The 23523-nt window shown below is 64.8% G+C and carries 13 protein-coding genes; 10 read left to right on the top strand and 3 right to left on the bottom strand.

Translation table 11 applies throughout. The features are described 5' to 3' along the window. The first annotated feature begins 72 nt into the window (after positions 1 to 72). From L2I41_RS04380 to xseA, 4 genes are all read left to right on the top strand, one after another. Positions 73 to 1449 carry a glutamate--cysteine ligase gene (locus L2I41_RS04380; RefSeq protein ID WP_237152292.1) on the top strand — a complete coding sequence of 459 codons (1377 nt, stop codon included), beginning with the start codon at positions 73 to 75 and terminating at the stop codon, positions 1447 to 1449. 127 nt (positions 1450 to 1576) lie between these two features. Continuing rightward, complete coding sequence (locus L2I41_RS04375) at positions 1577 to 1960, top strand: DUF4189 domain-containing protein (RefSeq protein WP_237152291.1); 384 nt, start codon at positions 1577 to 1579, stop codon at positions 1958 to 1960. A 297-nt stretch (positions 1961 to 2257) separates the two neighbouring features. Continuing rightward, on the top strand, positions 2258 to 2929 hold the full coding sequence (locus L2I41_RS04370; RefSeq protein WP_237152290.1) for a DUF937 domain-containing protein: 672 nt from the start codon (positions 2258 to 2260) through the stop codon (positions 2927 to 2929). 187 nt (positions 2930 to 3116) lie between these two features. Further along, complete coding sequence (xseA, locus tag L2I41_RS04365) at positions 3117 to 4544, top strand: exodeoxyribonuclease VII large subunit (protein WP_237152289.1); 1428 nt, start codon at positions 3117 to 3119, stop codon at positions 4542 to 4544. Positions 4545 to 4550: 6 nt separating this feature from the next. Here xseA and L2I41_RS04360 read toward each other — a convergent pair whose 3' ends face one another. Next, a complete protein-coding gene (locus tag L2I41_RS04360) occupies positions 4551 to 6185 on the bottom strand; it encodes a histidine kinase N-terminal 7TM domain-containing protein (RefSeq protein WP_237152288.1) in 1635 nt (544 codons plus the stop codon). A 312-nt stretch (positions 6186 to 6497) separates the two neighbouring features. On the opposite strand from L2I41_RS04360, the gene L2I41_RS04355 reads away from it, so the two are divergent. The 4 genes from L2I41_RS04355 to L2I41_RS04340 all read left to right on the top strand — a co-directional run bounded on the left by L2I41_RS04355 (position 6498) and on the right by L2I41_RS04340 (position 15363). Further along, positions 6498 to 8669: a malate synthase G gene (locus L2I41_RS04355; RefSeq protein ID WP_237152287.1), complete on the top strand. Its 2172-nt coding sequence runs from the start codon at positions 6498 to 6500 to the stop codon at positions 8667 to 8669. A 331-nt stretch (positions 8670 to 9000) separates the two neighbouring features. Further along, the gene (locus L2I41_RS04350) at positions 9001 to 9831 is read left to right on the top strand and encodes a universal stress protein (RefSeq protein ID WP_237152286.1); all 831 of its coding nucleotides are present in this window, start codon (positions 9001 to 9003) and stop codon (positions 9829 to 9831) included. 126 nt (positions 9832 to 9957) lie between these two features. After that, the gene (locus tag L2I41_RS04345) at positions 9958 to 12714 is read left to right on the top strand and encodes a bifunctional acetate--CoA ligase family protein/GNAT family N-acetyltransferase (protein ID WP_237152285.1); all 2757 of its coding nucleotides are present in this window, start codon (positions 9958 to 9960) and stop codon (positions 12712 to 12714) included. A 261-nt stretch (positions 12715 to 12975) separates the two neighbouring features. Next, the gene (locus tag L2I41_RS04340) at positions 12976 to 15363 is read left to right on the top strand and encodes a methyl-accepting chemotaxis protein (protein WP_237152284.1); all 2388 of its coding nucleotides are present in this window, start codon (positions 12976 to 12978) and stop codon (positions 15361 to 15363) included. Positions 15364 to 15389: 26 nt separating this feature from the next. On the opposite strand, the gene L2I41_RS04335 is transcribed toward L2I41_RS04340, so the two are convergent. Both L2I41_RS04335 and L2I41_RS04330 read right to left on the bottom strand, forming a co-directional pair. Next, complete coding sequence (locus tag L2I41_RS04335) at positions 15390 to 18704, bottom strand: RCC1 domain-containing protein (RefSeq protein WP_237152283.1); 3315 nt, start codon at positions 18702 to 18704, stop codon at positions 15390 to 15392. A gap of 336 nt (positions 18705 to 19040) precedes the next feature. Further along, entirely contained in the window at positions 19041 to 21158 is a 2118-nt protein-coding gene (locus L2I41_RS04330) for an AbfB domain-containing protein (RefSeq protein WP_237152282.1), read from the bottom strand. A 287-nt stretch (positions 21159 to 21445) separates the two neighbouring features. Between L2I41_RS04330 and tal the strand changes: the two genes are divergently transcribed. Then, on the top strand, positions 21446 to 22405 hold the full coding sequence (tal, locus tag L2I41_RS04325; RefSeq protein WP_237152281.1) for a transaldolase: 960 nt from the start codon (positions 21446 to 21448) through the stop codon (positions 22403 to 22405). A 158-nt stretch (positions 22406 to 22563) separates the two neighbouring features. Beyond that, on the top strand, positions 22564 to 23517 hold the full coding sequence (locus tag L2I41_RS04320; RefSeq protein ID WP_237152280.1) for a sugar-binding transcriptional regulator: 954 nt from the start codon (positions 22564 to 22566) through the stop codon (positions 23515 to 23517). Positions 23518 to 23523: the final 6 nt, after the last annotated feature.

Genomic DNA, 23523 nt, shown 5'->3' with positions numbered 1-23523 from the left:
GATCGTCACATGGATTGATCATTGGCCTGCACATGGTTACGGTGCCGGCCCATTGCCTTTGGAGACTAATCTATGGCGCGTGACACGTCCGACGATACACCGATCACCTCGGTGGCCGAACTCGCCGCTCGCCTTGAGGACGGCAACAAGCCCCGGGAACGCTGGCGGATCGGCACCGAGCACGAGAAGGTCGGCTTCCGCAAGTTCACGCATGCGCCCGTGGCCTATGAGGGCCAGGGTGGCATCCGGCAACTGCTGGAGGGCATGGCCGGACTGCTCGGGTGGGAACCGATTCTGGATCGCGGCCGGCCGATCGGTCTTGTGGATCCCACGCATGGTGGCGCGATCAGCCTGGAGCCGGGCGGACAGTTCGAGCTTTCCGGCGCGCCGCTGGTGCATCTGCACGAGACGGCCTGCGAGCTGCATGCGCATATGGCGCAGGTCTATGAAATTGCCGATCCGCTGAAGATCGGCTTCCTCGGCCTCGGGGCGAGCCCGGTGTGGACGCTCGACCAGACGCCGGTGATGCCCAAGTCGCGCTATGCCATCATGTCCAACTACATGCCGCGCGTGGGCACACGTGGCCGCGACATGATGTTCCGCACGGCGACGGTGCAGGTGAACCTGGATTTCGCCTCGGAAGCGGACATGGTCAAGAAGATGCGCGTGTCGATCGCGCTGCAGCCGCTGGCCACCGCGCTGTTTGCCAACTCGCCCTATATGGACGGCAAGCCCACGGGGCGCCTGTCCGAACGCTCCGAGATCTGGCGCGACACCGACAATGCGCGCGCCGGCATGGTCCCCTTCGTGTTCGAGGAGGGCTTCGGTTTCGAGCGCTATGTGCAGTGGGCGCTCGATGTGCCGATGTATTTCGTCAAGCGCGACGATACCTACAATCCGGCCACGCATGTCACCTTCCGCCAATACATGAATGGCGCGCTGAAGACCGAACTGCCGGGCGTGGTGCCGAATATCGGCGACTGGGACAATCATCTGGGCACGCTGTTCCCGGAAGTGCGCCTCAAGCGCTTCCTGGAGATGCGCGGCGCCGACTCGGGCTCGACCGAGCATATTCTGGCGCTGCCCGCCTTCTGGGTGGGCCTGCTCTATGACGACGTGGCGCTCGACGAAGCCTGGCAGGTGGTGAAGGACTGGACGACCGACGAGCGGCAGGATCTGCGCGACGCGGTGCCGACACAGGCCCTCAAGGCGACGATTGCCGGACGCTCGCTGCTCGACATCGCCCGCGACGTGCTGGAGATCAGCCGACGCGGCCTGGTCCGGCGCGCCTATCGCAACGCCCAGGGCGAGGACGAGGCGGTGTATCTGGCGCCGCTCGACCGGATCGTGGAGCGCGGCAAGACCGAGGCCGAGGTGCTGCTCGAGACCTTCGGTGGCGACATCGACAAGCTCTGGGCGGCCTGCGACATGGCGACCACGCTGCGATAGGCGATTGCGACAAAATTTGTCGGCATTCACCTGTTGCAAACGGCTAGTCTCCCATCAACGGTGGCCGGCTCGTCCTTCGAGGGGGAGATGGCCGCCGACGGCCAATGAACTGAATGGGAGACCTTTTATGCGCCGCAGCCTGATCGCTAGCCTTGCAGCCCTTACCCTGCTTCTACCGCAGGCGGCACTGGCCAATGGGGCCATCGCCATCGATGACAATGTTGCCACCGACGGTGAGGCGGTCACCGCCAACGACGTGGGCTATGGCACCGGCTTTGGCGACAGCAAGTCGGCCGCCGAGGCGGACGCCGTGAAGAACTGCCAGGACGCCGGCAACACCAGCTGCCGTGTGGTGGTGAGCTTCAAGGCCTGTGGCGCCTATGCCGTGAGCACGAACTCGGGCAAGCGCGGCAAGGGCATCGGTGATACCGAGGATGCCGCCAAGGCCGCGGCCATCAAGGATTGCGGCGAGAGCCGCTGCACCGTGGCCGTGTCCGACTGCGACAACTGAGCCGTTCGAGGGCCAACGCTCTGTGCATTTGCGCCGCGCCACCGCCTGCCTGGGCCGTGGTGCGGCGTTGTTGCTTGTGATACCAATTCGCCAGAGTTTCTGACGCATCGGCTCATTGAGAGCAGTTCGAATTTCTCAATTGCGTCAAAGGCATGAGAAATTCGAAGACGGAATGCCAAGCGTCATTTTCAATGCCACTTGGTATGAGGCGGGCCGCCGCGCCGTCTTTCGCCCTTTGACGCGCGCCTTCGCGGGCTTCATGATGACAACCCACGAGTCAGCAGGGGCGGAGCGGCAATGTTCACATTTTACGATCTGATGCGGCAGGCCCAGGGCGGCCAGGCCATCGAGAACATTGCCCGCGCCTATGGCCTCAAGACGCAGGACGTGGAGAAGCTGACGGGCGCGCTGCTGCCGGTGTTTTCGCTGGGCTTTCAGAAGTCGTTCGCCAACCTGCGCGACGCCAGGAGCCCGGCGGAGCTGTTCGACGGTGCCCGTTTCAAGGCGGCCTATGACGACGCCAGCGCCGCCGTGTCGCCGGCGGCAACCGAAGCGGCGCGCATCGCGCTCGACAAGCTGTTCGGTTCGGGCGACGCCGCCGACGTGATCGCCGGGCAGGTGTCGAAGATCACGGGCGTCGGGGCCGACATGGTGGCCAAGGTGATGCCCACCATCGCTGCAACGCTGTTCGGCGGCCTTGCCAAGGAGATGGAGAGCGGACCGTTTGCGTCCATGTTCAAGGCCTTCGGAGCGGATGCCGCCAACCCGATGGAGGCGATGGCAGCGCCCTTCAAGGACGCCATGAACTCCTTCTTCAAGGGCTATGTGGGCGAGGACGCCAGGAAGCCGGCCGGCCTGCAGTGGCCTCCCGGCATGGAAGCCTTCGGCAAGATGTTCGAGCCCGGCGTCGAAATCGCCGAAGCCAATGCCAAGCTGTTCGAGAAGATGTTCGACGGCTTCAAGCGCTGAGCGCCGGATCTGAAACCCGGCGGTCGCGGGCGTCTGGCTTCAAAGGCTGCTGCACGCGAGCAAGGTTGAGGTCGGATAGCCGTTGCCGCCGGTGTTGGAGACAACGGCCGTTGTTCCGTTTTCGATCGGCTCGTGCCATCAAGGCTGACGAGAGATTCGAGTTGGTACGACATATTGGGATGAGACCGTGACCGACGCCACTTCCAACGTCGCCGAATACAGCGTTTCGGAGATTTCCTTCGCCCTCAAGCGTTCGGTTGAGGATCAGTTCGGCTTCGTGCGGGTGCGCGGGGAGATCTCGGGCTATCGCGGGCCGCATTCGTCGGGCCACGCCTATTTCGCGCTGAAGGACGAGAACGCCCGCATGGAGGCGGTGGTCTGGCGCGGCGTGTTCGGCAAGCTGCGCTTCAAGCCCGAAGAGGGCATGGAGGTGATCGCCACCGGCAAGCTGACCACCTATCCCAACTCGTCGAAATACCAGATCGTCATCGACGCGCTGGAGCCGGCCGGCGCGGGCGCGCTGATGGCGCTCCTGGAAGAGCGCAAGCGCAAGCTGACCGCCGAAGGGCTGTTCGACGCCTCACGCAAGCAGCTGCTGCCCTACCTGCCGAAGGTGATCGGTGTCGTCACCTCGCCGACCGGAGCGGTGATCCGCGACATCCTGCATCGTCTGACCGATCGCTTCCCCGTGCATGTGCTGGTGTGGCCGGTGCGGGTGCAGGGCGAGACCTGTGGCGCGGAAGTGGCGGCGGGCATTGCCGGCTTCAACGCCTTGCCGGAAGGCGGCGCGATTCCGCGGCCCGATATCATCATCGTGGCACGCGGCGGCGGCAGCCTTGAGGATCTCTGGGGCTTCAATGATGAAATCGTGGTGCGGGCGGCGGCGGCTTCCGAAATACCGCTGATCTCGGCCGTCGGCCACGAGACCGACTGGACGCTGATCGATCACGCCGCCGACGTGCGGGCCCCTACCCCCACGGGCGCGGCGGAGATGGCGGTGCCGGTGCGGCGAGAGTTGCTCGACAAGCTCGACGATCTCGGCCGTCGGCTCAACGGCGGCATTTCCAGGGTGATCGACGTGCGGGCAACGCGCCTGATGGCCGCGGCACGCGCCCTGCCCCGGCCCGGCGACATTCTGGCGTTGCCGCGCCAGCGCTTCGATTCGCTGGCCAATGGCCTCGGCCAGGCGTTGAAGGCCAACACCAACGCGCATTCGCGGCGCTTTGATCGCGTTGCGGCGCGTCTGTCACCGCTGAGCCTGCTGCGCAACCAGGCGCAGCTCGGCGAGCGGCTCGCGAGCCTCCGCCAGCGCAGCGACCGGGCAATCTCCGAGGTGCTGCGCCAGCGCGCGGCGCGGCTTGAGCGGGTGGTGTCGGTGTTCGACGCAGTGAACCACAAGGCGACGCTGAAGCGCGGCTATGCGCTGGTGCGCGACGGCGAGGGGCGCCCCGTGTTCGACGCGGCGGCGCTTGCGGCCGGAGCTGCGCTCGACATCGAGTTCCGCGACGGCCATGTGGCCGCGACCGTTGGCGAGGGCGGTGCGGAACCGACAAAGCCGGCACGCAAGCCGGTTCGGGCCAAGGGTGGCGAAGGCGGCCAGGGCTCGCTGTTCTGAGAGAGATCAGCCCAGGCTGACGCGGGCGAGCCGGTCCTGAATGCTGCGCGCGTCGCCGGCGGCGACCACCGTGCGATTGCGGCCGGTGCGCTTGGCTTGATAGAGCGCCCGATCGACGACGGTCAGCATGGTTTCGATGTTGCAGGTGGCCGCTTCGCAAGTGATGAGGCCCGCCGAGAAGCGGACGGCGGATGCGGCGCCATCGCCCGCCCCGTCTTGCGACAGCGCCTTGCGACAGCTCTCGACACGCCGGAAGGCCGAGACCTCGTCGACGTCGGGCATGGCCAGCAGAAACTCTTCGCCGCCCATGCGGACGGCCATCTCGCCCGGCAACAACTCCGCCGTCAGCGCGGCGGCGACCCGGACAAGCGCGTCATCGCCGGCGCGGTGACCGAAGGTGTCGTTGATGGCCTTGAAATGGTCGATGTCGATCAGCGCGAAGGAGACGGTCTGGCCGGCTTCGGCGGCGCGGCGGATCATGGACGCGCAGATCTCGTCGAGGCTGCGACGGTTGTAGAGGCCTGTCAGGCTGTCGCGCAGGGCCATCTCGCGCAGTTGTTCGTGCAGCTTGACGTTGGCGTCCAGCCGTTCCTCCATCAGGCGCGCGGCAATGCCGAGCTTGAGATTGGCGCTGTGGATGGCGGTCACGTCGCGGAAGACGTGGATGCTGGCGCGCTCCTTGCCGCCGGCAAGGACGGTCGTGCTGCGCAGTTCGAAGGTCAGTCCATCCCGGCTGCAGAGTTCGGAGGCGGCATGGCCCGACGCATCAATGGTGCGCTGGGGGACGAAGTTGGCCTTGAGGGCGGCGAAGAGCTGGCCCACCGGATTGCCGGACGCCTCAAAGAGCTTGATGGCAGCCGGGTTGGCCTCGGCGACGATGCCGCTGGCGGAAACCACCAGCATGCTGTCTGGATGGGAATTGAAGACGGCGTGATGGGCGACCGGCGCCAGGCTGAACAGCTGATGGCGGGCGATCAGCACGTGATAGACGACGGGGATGCAGACGAAGGCGATCGGCGTCGGGTCAAAGCCCAGGATGCGCAGATTGCCGAAGTTGTAGCCCGCATTCGCCGCCCAGGGGACAAGAGCGGCGCCGAGCAAGCCGAGAAACTGGCGGCGATGCAGACCCGACGCGCGGCGTGCGGCGAGCCCCACCTGAACCGTGGTCGCCAGCATGGCGACATAGACGACCGCTGCCAGCACATTGTAGATGAAGCCATGCGAGAAATGCAGGCGATGGGGATAGGCCGGCGTGGGATCGGGCGTCACGCTGGCATAGATGCCGCCGTGCCAGTCGTTGGTCAGCGCAATGGCGAGCGTGACCGCGCCGAGCGCCAGGGTGGCGAAACGGTGCGACCGCGCGGCAGCCGGTTCGCTGCCGCGGATATAGGTCGCCATGAAGGTCATCCAGAACACCGGCGTGGTGATGATGCCATACCAGGCGATTTCGGAGGCGAGGATCTTGTCGGCGGGTTCGGTCGAATAGGCATCAACGGCGGCAAAGACCAACCACCAGGCCGAGGAGGCGATGATCAGCAGGTAGTCTGTCTTGCCGGCGAAATGCGGCAGCCTCCAAGCGCGTGCGCCTGTCGCGAAAAGCCCGAACAGAGTTGCGACAAACACCAGAACCGTAAGCGACACTACAGCGGTTCCCTTGCAAGCGACGAAATAGCCAACACAACGGGGCAGAGGACCACACATATGGCTCCGCCAATCTATCCATTCATACGTAGTCCCCTTTCCTTACGGGACCGTTATCAACGTGATCACATTTGCCGGGAATGCGAGCCTTTTGCCAAGCATGGCCATCCAGACAAATACGTATCCATGCCTGAGGACATCCTCTGAGACGCCCCGGAACGGCTGGACATTTGCCGGTCGCTTGGCTTCTATGGCCGGCAAAGCGGCTGCTTCGTTTCCCCCCACTGGAAGCACCGCGCAAATGAGGCCCCGATGACCGAGCGCGTGATGCGCCACGGACTGTCCGTTGCGACCGTCCTCGACGACTTCCTGTCCAACGAAGCCCTGCCCGGCACCGGCCTCGACGCCGAGCGCTTCTGGGCGTCTGCCGCCGACATCGTGACGCGCTTTGCCCCGGAGAATCGGGTGCTGCTGGTGCATCGCGACCTGCTGCAGGCCAAGATCGACGCCTGGCACCTGGCCAATCGCGACCAAGCCTTCGACATGGGCGACTATCGCGCCTTCCTCGAGGAGATCGGCTATCTGGTGCCCGAGGGCGACACCTTCACGGTGACGACCACCAATACCGATCCCGAGATCGCCACGGTGGCCGGGCCGCAGCTTGTGGTGCCGGGGATGAACGCGCGCTATGCGCTCAATGCCGCCAACGCGCGCTGGGGCAGCCTCTACGACGCGCTCTACGGCACGGACGTGCTGCCCGGCAAGGCCAAAGGGCCCGGCTTTGACGCGACACGCGGCGTGGCCGTGGTGGCGCGCGCCAAGGCGGAACTCGACAAGGCTGTGCCGCTGGCGGCGGGGCGCCACGCGGAGGTTGCCTCCTATCGCATCGCCGACGATCATCTGGCCGTACGCCTCGCCGACGGCACGGAGACCGGCCTTGCCGATCCGGGCGTCCTGGCCGGGTATCGCGGTGCGCCATCGGATCCGTCGGCCCTGCTGTTCGCCCGCAACGGCCTGCACATCGAGATCGTGATCGACCGGCGCAGCCCGATCGGGGCGGGCGATCCGGCCGGCGTCGCCGACGTGCAGCTGGAAGCGGCGCTGTCCACCATCATGGACTGCGAGGATTCGGTGGCTGCCGTCGACGCCGACGACAAGGTGGTGGTCTATCGCAACTGGCTCGGCCTGATGAAGGGCGACCTTGCCGAGAGCTTCGAGAAGGGCGGCCGCACCGTGACGCGCCGGCTCAACGCCGATCGCACCTATCAGACGCCCGACGGCGGGGCGCTGAGGCTCAAGGGGCTCAGCCTGATGCTGGTGCGCAACGTCGGCCATCTCATGACCACCGACGCGGTGCTGGACGGCGAAGGACGCGAGATCCCCGAGGGCATCCTCGACGGTCTGATCACCTCGGCGATCGCTCTGCATGACGTGGGACCGTTGGGGCGGCGCGCCAACAGCCGCTTCGGGTCGGTCTATATCGTCAAGCCGAAGATGCACGGTCCGGCGGAAGTGGGCTTTGCCAACCGGCTGTTCGCGGCGATCGAGGACGCCTGGGGCCTTGCCCGCGACACGCTGAAGATGGGCATCATGGACGAGGAGCGGCGCACCTCGGCCAATCTGATGGAATGCATCCGGGCGGCGCGCAGCCGCGTGTTCTTCATCAACACCGGCTTCCTCGACCGCACCGGCGACGAGATCCATACCTCCATGCTCGCCGGACCAATGGTGCGCAAGGGCGAGATGAAGGCCCAGAAATGGATCCAGGCCTATGAGAACGGCAATGTGGACGCCGGCCTGATCGCCGGCCTGCCCGGCCGGGCGCAGATCGGCAAGGGCATGTGGGCCATGCCGGACCTGATGGGGGCCATGCTGGCCGAGAAGGGCGTGCATCCCAGGGCTGGCGCCTCGACCGCCTGGGTGCCCTCGCCGACCGCGGCCGTGCTGCATGCGCTGCATTATCTGGAGACCGACGTGACGGCGCGGCAGGCCGAGCTCAAGACGCGGCCGCGCGCCAGCCTCGACGACCTGCTGACATTGCCGCTGGCGACCGGGCGCACCTTCTCCGCCGAGGAGATTGCCGCCGAGCTCGACAACAACGTGCAGAGCCTGCTCGGCTATGTGGTGCGCTGGATCGACCAGGGCGTGGGATGTTCCAAGGTGCCCGACATCAACTATGTGGGCCTGATGGAGGATCGGGCGACGCTGCGCATCTCCTCGCAGCATATCGCCAACTGGCTGAAGCATGGCATCGTGACCGAAGCGCAGGTGCACGATGCGCTCAAGCGCATGACGCTCGTCATCGACAACCAGAATGTCGATGATCCCGCCTATGAAGAGTTCGGCGAACAGCCGCAGAAATCGCTGGCCTTCCAGGCAGCGTCGGACCTGATCTTCAAGGGGCTCAGCCAGCCCAACGGCTATACCGAACCGCTGCTGCATGCCTGGCGGCGGCGCAGGAAGGCGGAAGCCCACCGGAAGTGAGCCGGTGGCACGCTTCAAGCCGGCGAACCACCCTGGCTCGCCGGTTAACATTGCATGCCCCTTGAAATTGCGCCCGTCCGATCCCCATTTTCACAACAGGCACCGGCGAGTGGAGCGACTTTGACATGTGCTCGATGGGTCGTATCCGGCGGAGGCAAATGTCACAATCGAACCACGAGTGCCTTGCCGGAATTTGCGCTGATTGATCAAGCGCAATGCGCCTTCAGACCCGCAGGAGGATGGTAAGTGGCCTGCCGAGGGCAACCAAGAGCGGTGGCAGGTCGAGCCTGACGGGAGACCCGCAATAGCCCGACTTCGAGGAGGCGTGCTCATGACCATCAAAGACATCTTCACCATCATCGACGTCAACAACGACCGGATGGTGGCGTCCTCCGCCGCGCTGGATCTGGCGCAGAGGATCGGGGCGCATGCAACCGGGCTGGCGCTCGCCATGGAGCCGCTGGCGCCGGGCTTCCTCGCCTCCCCCATACCGGCGGAGTATCTGGTCGAGGCCATCAATGCCTCCGAGAATGCCGCCAAGGAAGCGGCCAAGCGTTTCGATGAAAAGGCTGCGGCGCTGGGTGTGCCGGCGGAATCGCGCAATGCCACCGTCTATTCGGGCGGCACGCCGGTGATCGTGCGGCAGGCGCAACTGTCTGACCTGGTGGTGATCGGCCAGGAGAATCCCGACCAGCCGGAGCCGATGCGCTCGGCCCTCCTCGAAGCGCTGCTGTTCGACGCCGGCGTTCCGCTGCTGATCATTCCCTATGACTGGGAAAAGCCGGTGTCCTTCGAGAAGATCATGATCGCCTGGGATGGTTCGTCCACCTCGGCGCGGGCCGTGCATACGGCTTTGCCGGTGCTGAAATGTGCCAAGTCCATCGAGATCGCCACGGTTTCGGGCAGCAAGAAGGTGGATGGCGTGCCCGGTGCCGACGCGGCGACCTATCTGGCCCGCCACGGCCTCAATGTGGCGGTGCAGGGCGTGGAGCGGCAGGGCAATGACGTGACCGCCACGCTGGTGGCGCATGCCAATGCCATCGGCGCCAATCTCTGCGTCATGGGCGGCTATGGCCACAACAGGTTCCGGGAGTTCGTGCTGGGCGGCGTGACGCGCAACATGCTGGAGCAGATGACCATTCCGACGCTGATGAGTCATTAAGCGTTCCCCCCTCTCGCGCAAGACAAGCCGGGCCGGTATCATCCATGACACCGGCCCGGTTGCTGAAATGCGCCAGGCGACCAACCACGAACCGCGCACGCACAGCCTCAGGCGCGAGGATGACAGATGAGCCTCGAAAGCATCGACCCGTTCTTCAAGCCATCGTCCATCGCGCTGATCGGGGCGAGTTCGCGCCCGGGCTCCATCGGCTCCATTCTGGTGCGCAACCTGATGGAGTTCGGCCGCGACCGGCTGTTCTTCGTCAATCCTTACGTGGCGGAGATCGAGGGGCTGCCCGTCTATCCCAGCATTCCCGACCTGCCGCACGGGCCTGACCTTGCGGTGGTGGCCGTGCCGCCGTCGGCGGTGCTGGAGACCATGGAACTGCTCGGCCTCAAGGGCGTGCGCAATGTGGTGGTGATCACCGCCGGTCTCGGCCAGGGGCCGGACAGCATCACGGCCAGCGTGACGGAGATCGCCCGACGGCATGACATGCGGGTGATCGGCCCCAACAGCGTGGGCCTGCAGGTGCCGGCGCTGAGCCTCAACGCCACCTTCTCCAAGGCGCTCGGCCGGCGCGGCGACCTCGCCTTCATCTCGCAATCGGGCACGCTGATCATGACCGCGCTCGACTGGGGCGAAAAGCACAAGGTGGGCTTCTCGGGCCTCGTTTCGCTGGGCGACGCCTGTGACGTCGGTTTTGGTTCCACGCTCGACTATTTCGCCACCGACCACAACACGCGCGCCATCCTGCTCTATGTGGAAAGCATTCGCGACGCGCGCGCCTTCATGTCGGCGGCGCGGGCCGCCGCACGCTCGAAGCCGGTGGTGCTGATCAAGTCTGGTCGTCATGCGGTGAGCGCGCGGGCAGCAGCTTCTCACACGGGCGCACTGGCCGGTCTCGACGCGGTCTATGATTGCGCCTTCCGCCGGGCCGGTCTCTTGCGGGTCGATGACCTCGGGCAGATGTTCGCGGCGGCCGAAACGCTGTCGCTGGTACCGCGCATCAACGGCAAGCGCATCGCCGTCATCACCAACGGCGGCGGCGTCGGTGTGCTGGCGGTGGACCGCATCGCCGATCTGGGCGGGCAGCTGGCGCAGCTGGCACCCGAGACGATCGCCGAACTCGACCGCGTGCTGCCGGGGGCCTGGTCGCACGCCAACCCGGTGGACATGATGGGCGACGCGCAGGCCGATCGCTATCTCGCCACCATGAAGGCCGTGCTGGCCGACAAGGGCGTCGACGCCATCGTGGTGATGAACTGCCCCACGGCGCTGGCGCCCTCGCGAGCGGCGGCCGAAGCGCTGGTGGAGGCGATCACCGATTACAAGCGCACGCATTTTGGCGCAAAGCCCGTGATCGCCGCCTGGCTCGGTGCCGACGACGGCTGGGAAGAGGTGTTCAACAAGGCCAAGATCCCCGTGCTGGAAACACCCAATGCGGCGATCGAGGGGCTGATGCAGCTGGTCCGCCATGCCGAGGCGCAATCGGCGCTGACGGCAGCGCCGCCGGATCTGCTGTCCGGTTTCTCGCCCGATCGCAAGACCGCGACGGCGGTGGTGGACGGTGCGCTGGCCGACGGTCGCGACTGGCTGACGGCGCGCGAGGTCTACGACCTCCTGTCGGCCTATGAGATCAACACGGCACCGGCCGTGCTCTGCGCCAATCCGGCGGAGGCGCGGCGCGAGGCAAGCCGATTGTTTGCCGACTACAGATCGCTCGTGGTGAAGATCGCCTCGCCCGACATCGTGCACAAATCCGAGGTCGGCGGTGTCGAACTGGAGCTGGCCACACCCGACGCGGTGGAGATGGCGGCGCGGCGCGTGATCGACCTGGCGCGCGATGCCCGACCGGGCGCCCGCATCGAGGGCGTGACTCTGCATCCGATGATCGTGGCGCCGAAAGCGGTCGAACTGATCGCCGGCGTGGCCGATGATCCGGTGTTCGGGCCGGTCCTCGTGTTCGGCCGCGGCGGTACGGCGGTCGAAGTGATCGACGACAAGGCGCTGGCGCTGCCGCCGCTCGACATGAATCTCGCGCGTGACCTGATCGAGCGGACGCGCGTCGTCCGCCAGCTCAACGGCTATCGCGACCGCAAGCCGGTGGACAAGGATCGGCTGGCGCTGATGCTGGTGAAGCTGGCCCAGCTGGTGGCCGAGGAGCCGCGCATCCGCGAGATCGACCTCAATCCGCTGATCGCCGACCATCAACGGTTGATCGTGGTGGACGCGCGCATTTCCGTCCGTGCCGACATCGCGCTGGAGAGCAACCGCATCCGCAAGCGCATCGGCCATCCGCGTCTTGCGATCCGTCCCTATCCGACCGAATGGGAGCAGACGCTGTTGCTGCCAAGCGGCCGCAAGGTGTTCATGCGACCGGTGCGGCCGGAGGACGAAGACCTCTATCTGCGCTTCTTCGAACGCATGACCGAAGAAGACCTGCGCCTGCGCTTCTTTGCCCGCGTGCGCGAGCTCGGCCACAGCTTCGTCGCCCGCCTGACCCAGATCGACTATGCGCGCGCCATGGCCTTTACCGCGCTCGATCCCGAAACGGGCGAGATGCTGGGCGGCGTGCGCCTGCATGGCGATCCCGACCATCTGCACGGGGAGTATGCGGTGGCGGTGCGGTCCGATCTCAAGGGCATCGGGCTCGGCTGGGGGCTGATGCGGCAGATCATCCGCTTTGCCTCGCAGGAAGGGTTCGACCAGATCCATGGGGAAGTGCTGCGCGAGAATACCAGCATGCTCTCCATGTGCCAGGCGCTCGGCTTCGAGGCCAAGGCCGACGTGGACAGCCCTGAAATCATGAAGGTGTCCCTGGATGTCGCCAAGGCTGTTGCACTTGGGGCGACCAGTGATTCCAGTCGCGAGACAGATGATTAACATTGCGAAAAGCGCTCAAGATCATCTTCTCGATACCTGTTACTTTTACTGATTTGGCGCTTTTCCGGGCAGATACGCTGCCCGGCGCCAGTCCGGCTGCTTTGAATCGTTTCTGTCTGAGGTGTTGACTGCAAAGAAAGACGGGGTTTGTTGCTCTTTTTCCGCGTATGTCCACCAATAATTTACGAAGCCCGTCGAATCCTCTGGCAGTCACTCAGTTGTCGGCATTGCGCCGGCCCGCCTGCCCAGGACGATATGCCAATGTCACTCATGACCTTCGTGTCCAACCGATCGATCTCGGTCAAGATCGGTACGGGAATGCTGTCGCTGATCGCGCTATCGGCCGCGGTCGGAGGCGTTGGCTTCTTCGGCCTGAACAGCCTCGGCACCGCTGTAGACCTGACGAGCCGGTCGGCATCGATCCTGGCGCAGGTCAACGATGCCGGCGACGCGACCAACTCCTTCATCGAGGCCCGTGACCCCCAGCAGCTCGCTTCGGCGCGCAATCTGCTTGGCGGCGTGGTCAAGGAGCTTGAAGGGCTTGGCGACCGCGAAGCGCCGGAACTTGCCCCGGCCTTCGGCGCGGTACGATCCTTCCAGGGTTCGGTCTACAATCTCGACGCGGCAGCCAAGCAGATCGCGTCGGCAACCGAGAACATGCACACCAATCTGAGCGCCCTGCAGACGGCGGCCCTCAAGATCCAGAGCGATGCCGACGCGCAGTTCAAGGCCGCCAGCGAGCAGGCAGCGGCGGCCCAGCAACAGGTGCAGGAAGCGTCGGACCTGACGCTGCTCGCCTACAAGACCCAGATTGCAGCCTTCAAAGCCAATGTGTCGCTGATCCAGTTCGGCTCGGACCACCAGGCCAAGAACTTGCTGATTGCCAAGCAGACGATGTCGTCGGCCAAGATCGTCGCCAAGCAGATCGTGACGATGTCCAAGACGCCGGAGCTGGCAACGCAGGCGCAAGCCATCAATGACACCATGGCGGCGCTCACCAAGTCGTTCAAGTCGATGGCCGATACCCAGAGCATCGTCGAGCAGGAGACGCTGAGACTCGATGCTCTCAAGGCTCTTGAGGGCGTGATCGCCAAGTCCGATGAAATTCTTCGCCTGACCGCCCTGCAGAAGGATCAGGCGGTCAACAACATGCAGAACCAGATTGGTCTGGGGCAAAAGGCCCAGACCGTGTCGCAGCTCGGCGCCAAGCTCGGCGACGTGACCGACGCCATGTCGCTGCAGACCGCCAACTACCGTCTGGCCCCCTCGACCGACATCGAAGACCTGATCACACAGGACGTGAAATCGGCGCTCGACATGGCCGGACAGGTTGCAGCGGCCGGCATCGCCAATCCGACCGAGGATCTGGACAACTATACCGACGCCTTTACCGCGTTGAAGTCCGGCACCGACGCCTTCCAAAGCGCTCGCGACAACGCCCGACAGGCGGCCAATGCTGCCATCGACGCCATCAAGGCCCTGGTCAGCAGCCGGGCGGAAGTGGCCAGCGACAATCGCGCGTCCAGCTCGCTGGCGATGACGATCACGCTCGGCGTCGGCCTGCTGGTGGCGCTCGGCATCGCTCTGGTGCTGTCGCGCCTCATCGCCAATCCGATCAAGACGCTGACCGACGCCATGCGCCGGCTTGCCACCGGTGACACCAATGTGGCCATCGACCAGCAGAACCGCACCGACGAGATCGGCGGCATGCTGGGGGCCATTCGCGTGTTCCGCGACAATGCCGTCGAGCGCCGCCGCCTTGCCGCGCAGACCGAGGCCGAGCAGCTGGCCCGCAGCCAGCGGCAGGATGCCATCGAGCATCTGATCTCCGACTTCCGCCGTGAGATCGAGGAACTCGTCGGCTCCGTCGCCGGCAACGCCGACCAGATGGAGGCGACTGCCCGCGCCCTTGCCTCGATTGCCGACGAAGCTCGCGACCGCGCCGGCAGCGCCGCCCGCGCCTCGGAGATGGCGTCGTCGGGTGTGCAGACCGTTGCCGCGGCGGCGGAAGAACTGGCCGCGTCGATCGGCGAGATCCGTCGCCAGACGCAGACCGCCACGGAAGTGGCCCGCCGCGCATCCAACGAAGCGGCCCGGACCGACAGCACCATCACCGGGCTTGCCACGGCGGCCGAGAAGATCGGGGCGGTGATCTCGCTGATCAAGGCGATTGCCGAGCAGACCAATCTGCTGGCGCTCAATGCCACCATTGAAGCCGCACGCGCTGGCGAAGCGGGCCGCGGCTTTGCGGTGGTGGCCTCGGAAGTGAAGTCGCTGGCCGGCCAGACGGCCAAGGCCACCGAGGAAATCGCCGCTCACATTTCGGAAATCCAGTCGTCGACCGACGAAGCGGTGTCGGCCATCCGCAACATTGCCGGCATCATGGCCGACGTGGACACCACCACCAACGTCATCGCCGGCGCGGTGGGCGAGCAGGGCCACGCCACCGACGAAATCTCGCACAACGCCCAGCAGGCCGCCGACGGTACGCGCGAAGTGGCGACCGAAACCGGCGCCCTGACCCGCGTGGTCGGCGAGACGTCGCAGTCGGCGGCTCAGGTGCTCGAGGTGTCCAACGACATGAACACGCAGGCAACCCGCCTGCGCGAGGTGGTCGACCGGTTCATCACCTCGGTGATGGCCGCCTGACGATTGCCAATGGTGAAAGGTTCAAGTCAGCGCCGGATGGCGCTGACCGGCAAGCTTGTTACCGCCTTGAGCAGGATGACGATGTCAGCCTTGCGGTCGCCGTTGACGTCTCCTTCGAGGCGACCGCTGGCGAAGCGAAGCTGACCGCTGACACCGGAGAAAGCCCGGGAGCCGATAAAGCTGAAGGCATCGTCGGGGAGCGTCAGGGATTTGGCGTCGATGGCGGTCAGATCGATGCGATCACCTTCCGATGCACGAAAGTCCTGGATCAGGTCGGGCTTTGCCGCCGGGCTGTCGGCGACAGAGCCGTAGGCGAACACGTCTCCACCAGGACCGCCCGAGATGATGTCCGCGCCGAACCCGCCCGCAAGGGTGTTGGCGCCGGCGTTGCCGGTGAGCCTGTCGGCAAAGCGACTGCCCTTGATGTCCTCGATCGCAACCAGTCGGTCGCCCGCCGCATCGCCGCCACTCTGTGGATTGGCCGCAAGCGAGACCGTAACACTTGCAGGCGAGGCCGAATAGCTGGCGGTGTCCTCATCCGGGCCACCATCGAGCGTGTCCGCTCCGCCAAGCCCCTCCAGAAGGTCCTTGCCCTCCTTGCCGGAGAGACGATTGGCCGCACCGTTTCCTGTTACGCTGTTGTCGAGCGAATTGCCGTTGCCGTTGAGTGCTGACTTGCCGATCAGGGTGAGACGCTCGACGTTGGCGGGAAGCGTGTAGCTGATGGCAGCGTTCACAAGATCATCGCCCTGCCCGGGAAGTTCGATGACAAGGTCGCCGGAGTTGTCGACATAATAAGTGTCTTCACCGGCACCGCCTCTCATCTCGTCGGCCCCGCCCTTGCCGTTGAGAGTGTCGTTGCCGCCACCGCCGGACAGGAAGTCATCGCTGCTGCTGCCGAGGAGATTGTCGTTTCCGTTGCCACCGTCCGGCATATGGCGCAGGACCTTGACCGTGAAGGAGCGGCTCTCCATGTTGCCGGCCACGTCCGTCGCCGTGTAGGTCACAGTCGTTGTGCCAAGCGGGAAGGCACTGCCCGACGCCAGGCCATCGACCAGCACCGGGGCGACCGGCCCGTCGACCGTATCCGTTGCCGAGACCGAATAGGTCACAACCGCGGTATCATGCCCGACCTCCGCCGCGACCCTCACGTCTGCGGGCAGAGTGAGTTTGGGGGGAGTATGGTCGTCGCTCACGGTAACCGTGAAGGAGGCCGAGCCCGAGTTGCCCGCTGCGTCCGTCGCCGTGAAGGTCACAGTGGTCTTGCCCACCGGGAAGGCACTACCCGAAGCAAGACCTGCGGTCCGGACAGGCGTCAGAGCGCCGTCCACATTGTCCGTTGCGGTTGCCGCACCGTAGCTCACCAAGGCGGTGGACTCGCCTTCATTCGTCAAAGCCGTGATGTCGGCCGGCACATTCACCACCGGCGCCTCGTTATCGACCACCGTGACATGGAAGGATTTGACCCCTTCATTGCCGGCGGCATCTGTTGCCTTGAAAGTTACGGTCGTCTTGCCGACGGGAAAGGAACTGCCGGAAGCAAGGCCAGCAGTTTGGGTCGGTGTCACCGAACCGTCCACGTTGTCGGTTGCGGTCGCTGCGGCGAAGTTCACGACAGCATTTGAAAGCCCGGGCTCCGCCGACACGGTGATGTCGGACGGAACAGTCACGACCGGGGCCTCCTGGTCGACCACCTTGACCTTGAAGGATGCGCTTGCCTGGTTGCCGGCGGCATCCGTTGCGCTGAAGGTCACGGTGGTAAAACCGACGGGGAAAGCGCTGCCAGAGGCGAGACCGGCGGTCTGTGTCGGCGTCAATGGACCGTCCACGTCGTCCGAAGCTGTTGCAGCGGCGAAGTTCACGACAGCAGTTGCAAGGCCGGCATCGGTAGACACAGTGATGTCGGAAGGCACGCTGAGGGTCGGTGGCACGGTGTCCTTGACGGTCAGCACAATTGTGGCCGATGTTGAGGCCGCATGTGTCGCGGTGCCGGCAAAGGCCGCGGAGATGTCGTGAGAGCCTGCGCCAAAATGGTGGGTGGTAGTCGCGAGCGCACGTCCAAAGGCGACGTAAGCCACTGGCAATCTGCGTGTGGTTCTGGTCCCATCGCCAATCTGCGCGTTGCTGTTGTATCCCCAACACCGGACATTTCCGGAGACAACCGCACAGCTGTGAAAGGCGCCAGATGCAATCGCCGTTGCGCCAGATGCGATGGTCATCACTGGAGAATCTCGTTCGGTGCCGGAGCCATCGCCGATCTGGCCGATATTGTTGGCGCCCCAGCACCAAACCGCTCCCGAGACGATGGCACAGCTGTGATATGTGCCCACATCTACTGCCGACGCGCCGGATGCAATGACCGTCACGGGAGTGAGGCTATCCGTCGTGGAGCCGTCACCGATCTGACCAAGGCTGTTGTCTCCCCAGCACTGGACCGCGCCGGAGACAACGGCGCAGCTGTGGGAGTTTCCCGCAGCGACGGCGGTGGCCGAGGACGCAACGACCGTTACGGGCGTGAGACTAGCAGTGGTAGTGCCGTCGCCGATCTGGCCGGAACTGTTGGCTCCCCAGCATTCGACCGCCCCCGAGACAACGGCACAGCTGTGCAAACTGCCTGCCGCAATAGCGGTGGCTCCGGATGCAATGATCGTCTCCGGAGTGAGGCTGTCCGTGGTGGTTCCATCCCCAAGCTGGCCCAAAGAGTTGTCGCCCCAGCACTGGACTGAGCCTGAAACGATAGCGCAGGTGTGCTCGGTACCCGCCGCTATGGCCGTCGCTCCGGATGCAATGACCGTCGCCGGTGTGTAGTGCTGCGTGTTGGTACCGTCGCCGAGCTGACCATTCCCGTTGGTACCCCAGCATTCGACCGCGCCCGAGACGATAGCACAACTATGAAAAAGGCCAGCCGCGATAGCGGTGGCCCCTGACGCAATGATCGTCTCCGGAGTGAACTGGGCTGTTATAAAACCGTCTCCGAGCTGACCGAAGCCGTTGTAACCCCAGCATTGCACCGACCCAGCCGCCGTGAGCCCGCAGCTGTGCTTTTCAGATGCCGCAACGCTCACGTATTCGTCGGGGACAACCGACACCGTAGCAAAGTCCGTCGCTCCTTCGCGAAAGGTGAGGGAACCGGAAGTGATTGGCGACAGACCTTCTGTAACCGTGTGGATTGTCACATCCTCACTGTCAAGGGCAGGATTGGGCGAGGCTGAGGCTGTGGTGGTTGTCGCCGTTTCAGCGATGGCGGGGCCTGCCGCCCCGATGCCAAGCAGGACTGCCAGGGCAAGACCACTCGCCCATGTGGAGGGCGTCTTCATGGATGCATGAAACAGCGTCTTCATCAAAAAAGCCCCCACGTAGCAATTTGAATCCGCGATTGCCGTAATGCGTGCGCGCCTACACGTACCCAAGACCGCCGGCATTACGGGTTCCTTATGGTCACTTGGCGATTTCCACATCGCCCAATTGGGTGATTGAGCGCTGGCTTGTAAACCGGCATACGCAAAAATATCGACGTCGATCCACATCGTTTCATGAGCGCGGTCGTTTCGGAAGTTGCCAAAGCACCTGCGCCCGGCTGCCACCGCTTCACCGCGTCATTGACGTCCGCCTCACCAAATGTGTCCGATGAAATCGCCGGACACACCGACGCGGGCCTTTTTCATGGGCTTGGCGGCTCACAGCAAAGCGGGAACGACGGAGAAGCTGGAGTCGTCCTTGAAGAGGGGCGTGCCGTCGAAGGTCTGCAGTTGCAGGACATAATTCTGGTGCCGCAGGAACTGCCCCGGATAGGCGCGGCTTTCGAAGGAGTAGCCCGTGCCGTTCATGCCCTTGCGGGCGCAGAAGGTCGCCGCTCCGGCATAAGCAGCGTCGGCGTTGTTGCGGATCTTGAGGCCGACGGCGCCGTTGTCAGCCTTCAGGAAGTAGCCAGGAAAATTGCGGCTTTCGAAGGAGTAGCAGGCTGCGTCTGCAAGGCCGGTCCGCACCGTGAAGGCCGAATCCAGCTTGGCGAGAGCGTCGGAGGTCTGAGACACTTGGTCGATGGTGGCGACATAGTTCTTGTGGCGCACCAGATAGCCCGGGAAGTTGACCGGGGCGAGACTGACGGACGCGTCCACGGTCAGTTTCGGTTGCGCCGGCTGCACGGGCGGCGCGGTCCACTCGCTGCCCAGCGAGATGAGGACACCGCGCGAGGGCACACCCTTGGCGTCCATCACGTAGAGCAGATAGTAGCCTGGAGGTGCGAGATTGCGGCTCGAGGGGCTACGGGCCGTGATGGTGGTGCCGGAGACGGTGAAGGGAAGCTCCAGATAGCGCTGGGTCGAGTTGAACGAATGAGTGCTCGAGGAAGCGCCGATCAACACCACCTTGGAAAGACTCGCCGACCTGGTCAGGCGAATGGTGATGCCGGCACCGTAATCCTGCTTGTTGGAATTGAGGCTGTAGATGGCGGGCCTGGCCGCGAGGACCGATCGTCCGCCCGAAGACTGGAACAGATAGGGCGGATAGAAGACTTCGGCATTGAAGTTGTTGACCGGGCCCGGCACGCCGCCGCCGGTGGACAGGATTGCACCATCGGGCAGGAGCAAGGTTGTCGAGTGATAGCCGCGATAGACGGCGGCCTTGGCGGCAACCGTCCAGCGTCCCGTCGCCGGTGACCAGATCTCAGCCGGGTAGACGGCACTGGTGCCGGCGTCGTCGGCGAACTTCGAACCGCCGGTCACCACGACCTTGCCGTCGGGGGTGACAATGGAACTGGCCCACTGCCGGGGATAGGTCATGGGCGCGGTATCGCGGACGGACGGCTGGGTGCCGTTGATGTCGATGACGGTGGCCTGGTTGCTGGACGCGGTGGGTTGCTGGTTGGCAACACCGTTGCCCCCCACCTGCAGAATCTTGCCCGGCGCATACATGACGGCGGTCGAGGTTGCGCCAACATTGGGGGTGGTGGAGCCGTTGCCCGGAGCCCCCTTGAAGGTACCGAGATCCCTGATCGCCCCATTGCCGGCCACATCGAGCGACCAGAGACGATTTGCCGAAATGCCGAAGACGCTGCCGGATGGTGCCACCCAGGCGTGGGGGTACCACCACCTGTTGTCATCGGGGCCGAAGGCGGTGCGGCTGGTCGCTCCGGACAGCAAGGTCCAGCCGGTTTCGGGCGCGAAGATCTCGGGCGTCATCGACACATTGTTGTTGGCGATCGCCGCCGCAGGATCCTTGTAGGCGTCGACAACGTAGGGCTTGGCGCCGCCAAGCATCAGCGCCCGTCCGTCGGGAACGGTGATCATGGTGCCGTACCAGCGGGGCAGGTTCAGCGCGGCTACGGCATTGCTTGCCGTGTGCGTCGACGGATCGAACAGGGTGCTGGCGTTGGAGGAGTAGCCGCTGGCGCCGGACGAGCCACCCGAGATCAACATGGCGCCGGTCTTGAGAAAGGTGCCGGCGCTGCAGAAGGCGTCGACCTGCTGAGCCTGGGGCAGCGTGTAGTGAGCGGTGCCGTCGAAGCCCTTGGCGGGATCCCAGATATCGAAGGTGCGGCCGTCCTGCACGCCATTGCCGAGCGGGCTGCCAAAGGTCATCACCACGCCTGAGGGCATCAGCGCCGCATGCAGACCGATGAGCGGCCAGGGCTTGACCGCTGACCACATGCCCCGCGTCGCCGCGTCGGCCGGAATGGAGAGGCCCGTCATCAGCGGGTCGCCGGCGTTGTCGACGAGATAATCCGCGTGCGCCACAGAAACCGTGAGGGCACCCCACGCCAGGAAAGCCACCGACAATCGACAATGCGTCTTCATGGAGCCCGCCCCGCTGACCAAATGCACGTGATTTCCCTGACATGATATATTTCAATTTGCATCAATAAGATCTTGTTAACCTTAAGGTGCAGCCGAGGTGCCGATTGGGACAAAGCGAGACGGGATCCGGGGACGGTATTCCCCTCCGTTTAATGCAATATCTTGCAAAATAGATATTTCTTGCATTTAGCCGAAGGTCTCACTATGTTTGGGGCATAGGCTGCGGCACAAGCGAGACAAGCGGCCAGGCTGGGCGGAGGAAGCCCCTGGACTTACGGAGTGGTGTGATGGTTTCCAAACTGGATCAGTTGCGTAACATGACGGTCGTCGTGGCCGACACGGGCGACATCGACGCGATCAAGAAGTTCAAGCCGGTGGATTGCACCACCAATCCGACGCTGGTGCTGAAGGCCATCGGGCTGCCGGCCTATGAGCAGGTGCTGTCCGATGCCGTGGCCTGGGGCCGCACGCAGGCGGGCTCGCAGGACGCCATCGTCAAGGCGATCGGCGATCGCCTGGCCGTTGCCGTCGGTACCGAACTTGCCAAGCTGGTGCCGGGCCGCGTGTCGACCGAAGTCGACGCTGACCTCTCCTTCGATACCGCCGCCACCGTCGAGAAGGCGCGGGCCGTCATCGCCGCCTACAAGGCCAACGGCATCGAGCGCGATCGCATCCTGATCAAGGTGGCCGCCACCTGGGAAGGCATTCGCGCCTCCGAGATCCTGCAGAAGGAAGGCATCGACACCAACATGACGCTGATCTTCGACATCGCCCAGGCCGTCGCCTGCGCCGATGCGAAGAGCTTCCTGATCTCGCCCTTCGTCGGGCGCATCCTCGACTGGTATGTGAAGGCCGAAGGCCGCACCTTCACCGCCGAGGAAGATCCTGGCGTGGTCTCGGTGCGCAACATCTACAATTATTACAAGACGCATGGCATCTCGACCGTGGTGATGGCCGCCTCCTTCCGCTCGGCTGCGGAAGTGGAAGCGCTGGCCGGCTGCGATCGCCTGACGGTGTCGCCGGCCCTGCTCGACCAGCTGTCCGCCGATGAAGGCACGCTCGCCCGCGCGCTTTCGCCGGATGCGCTGACCGATCGTCCGGCCAAGCTGCCGATGGACGAGAAGGCCTTCCGCTGGGCGATGAACCAGAACCCGATGTCGACCGAGAAGCTGGCCGAGGGCATCCGCCTGTTTGCCAAGGATCTCGGCGAGCTGCGCAAGCTGGTGGCCAAGCGCCTCGCTGCCTGAGGGCGGACAGCACCTCTCCTGCTTCAAGGGTCGACCGCAAGGTCGGCCCTTTTTCACATGGCATTTTTGAAATTTATTGCAAATTTATCTGGCCGGCGCCCTGCCCGCTCTGATACACCTGTCCGAGTTATTCCCGATTGACGGAACGGTAATCCAGTATGCCCCGCCCGCGCCGCAGCGAAGACATGATCGTGCAGATTGCCCGTCTCCGATATGAGCAGCGGCTGCCCCAGACCGAGATCGCCCGCATGCTGGAGATATCCGAAGCGACGGTGAGCCGGGCGCTGAAGTCGGCGCTGGACATGGGCTTCGTCGAAATCCAGGTGGCACCCAAGGCCTTCCGCGATCAGCTGCTCGAACGGCGGCTCAAGCTGCACATGGGACTGAAGCTGGCCGTGGTGGTGGAAGACCGGCCCAACCCGCTGCATGCGGTGGACACGCTCGGCAAGGCGGTCGCCCGCATTCTCGAGGATGTGCTGAAGCCCGGTGACGTGCTTGGTGTCTCCGACGGCGCCACGGTGGCCGCCATCGCCGCGGCGACGCGCAAGGTATCGGCGGCCGACATCGACGTGGTGGCGCTGGTGGGTGGCGTGGGCGCGCCGGAACATTTCAGCCATTCCTCGGACGTCTGCCGCCGCATGGCCTCGGGCCTCGGCGCGCGCGCCTGGCAACTGCCGGTGCCGGCCATCGTCGAGGAGGACGCCACGGCGCGCGTGCTGCACGACACCGGCACCGTGAAGGGCGTGTTCAACATGATGGACCGCATGGCGGTCGCCATCGTCGGCGTCGGCGCCATCTCGGCCAATGCCACGGTGTTCCGCGAGGGCTTCATCGAGTCGGCCAAGCTGGAGGAGATCCGCGCGCATGGCGCGGTGGGCACCATCTGCGCCCGCTTCTTCGGCAGCCACGGCCAGCCCGTCGGCACCGAGTTCGATTCCCGCACCATGTCGATTTCGCTTGAGGGCCTTGCCCGCGTGCCGCTCAGGATCGCCGCGGCCGTGTCACCGCTCAAGGCCGAAGCGATCCGCGCCGCCGTCGGCGGCGGTCTGATCAACGCGGTGGCGACCGATGCGGAGACGGCCAAGGCTCTGATCGCCGCGCAAGGGGCGTGAGGAAGG

The sequence above is a fragment of the Oryzibacter oryziterrae genome, assembly GCF_021864535.1.
GTDB classification, from domain to species: Bacteria; Pseudomonadota; Alphaproteobacteria; order Rhizobiales; family Pleomorphomonadaceae; genus Pleomorphomonas; species Pleomorphomonas oryziterrae.
Note: the sequence above shows the minus strand (reverse complement) of the source record. Positions and strands in the feature narration are given on the sequence as shown.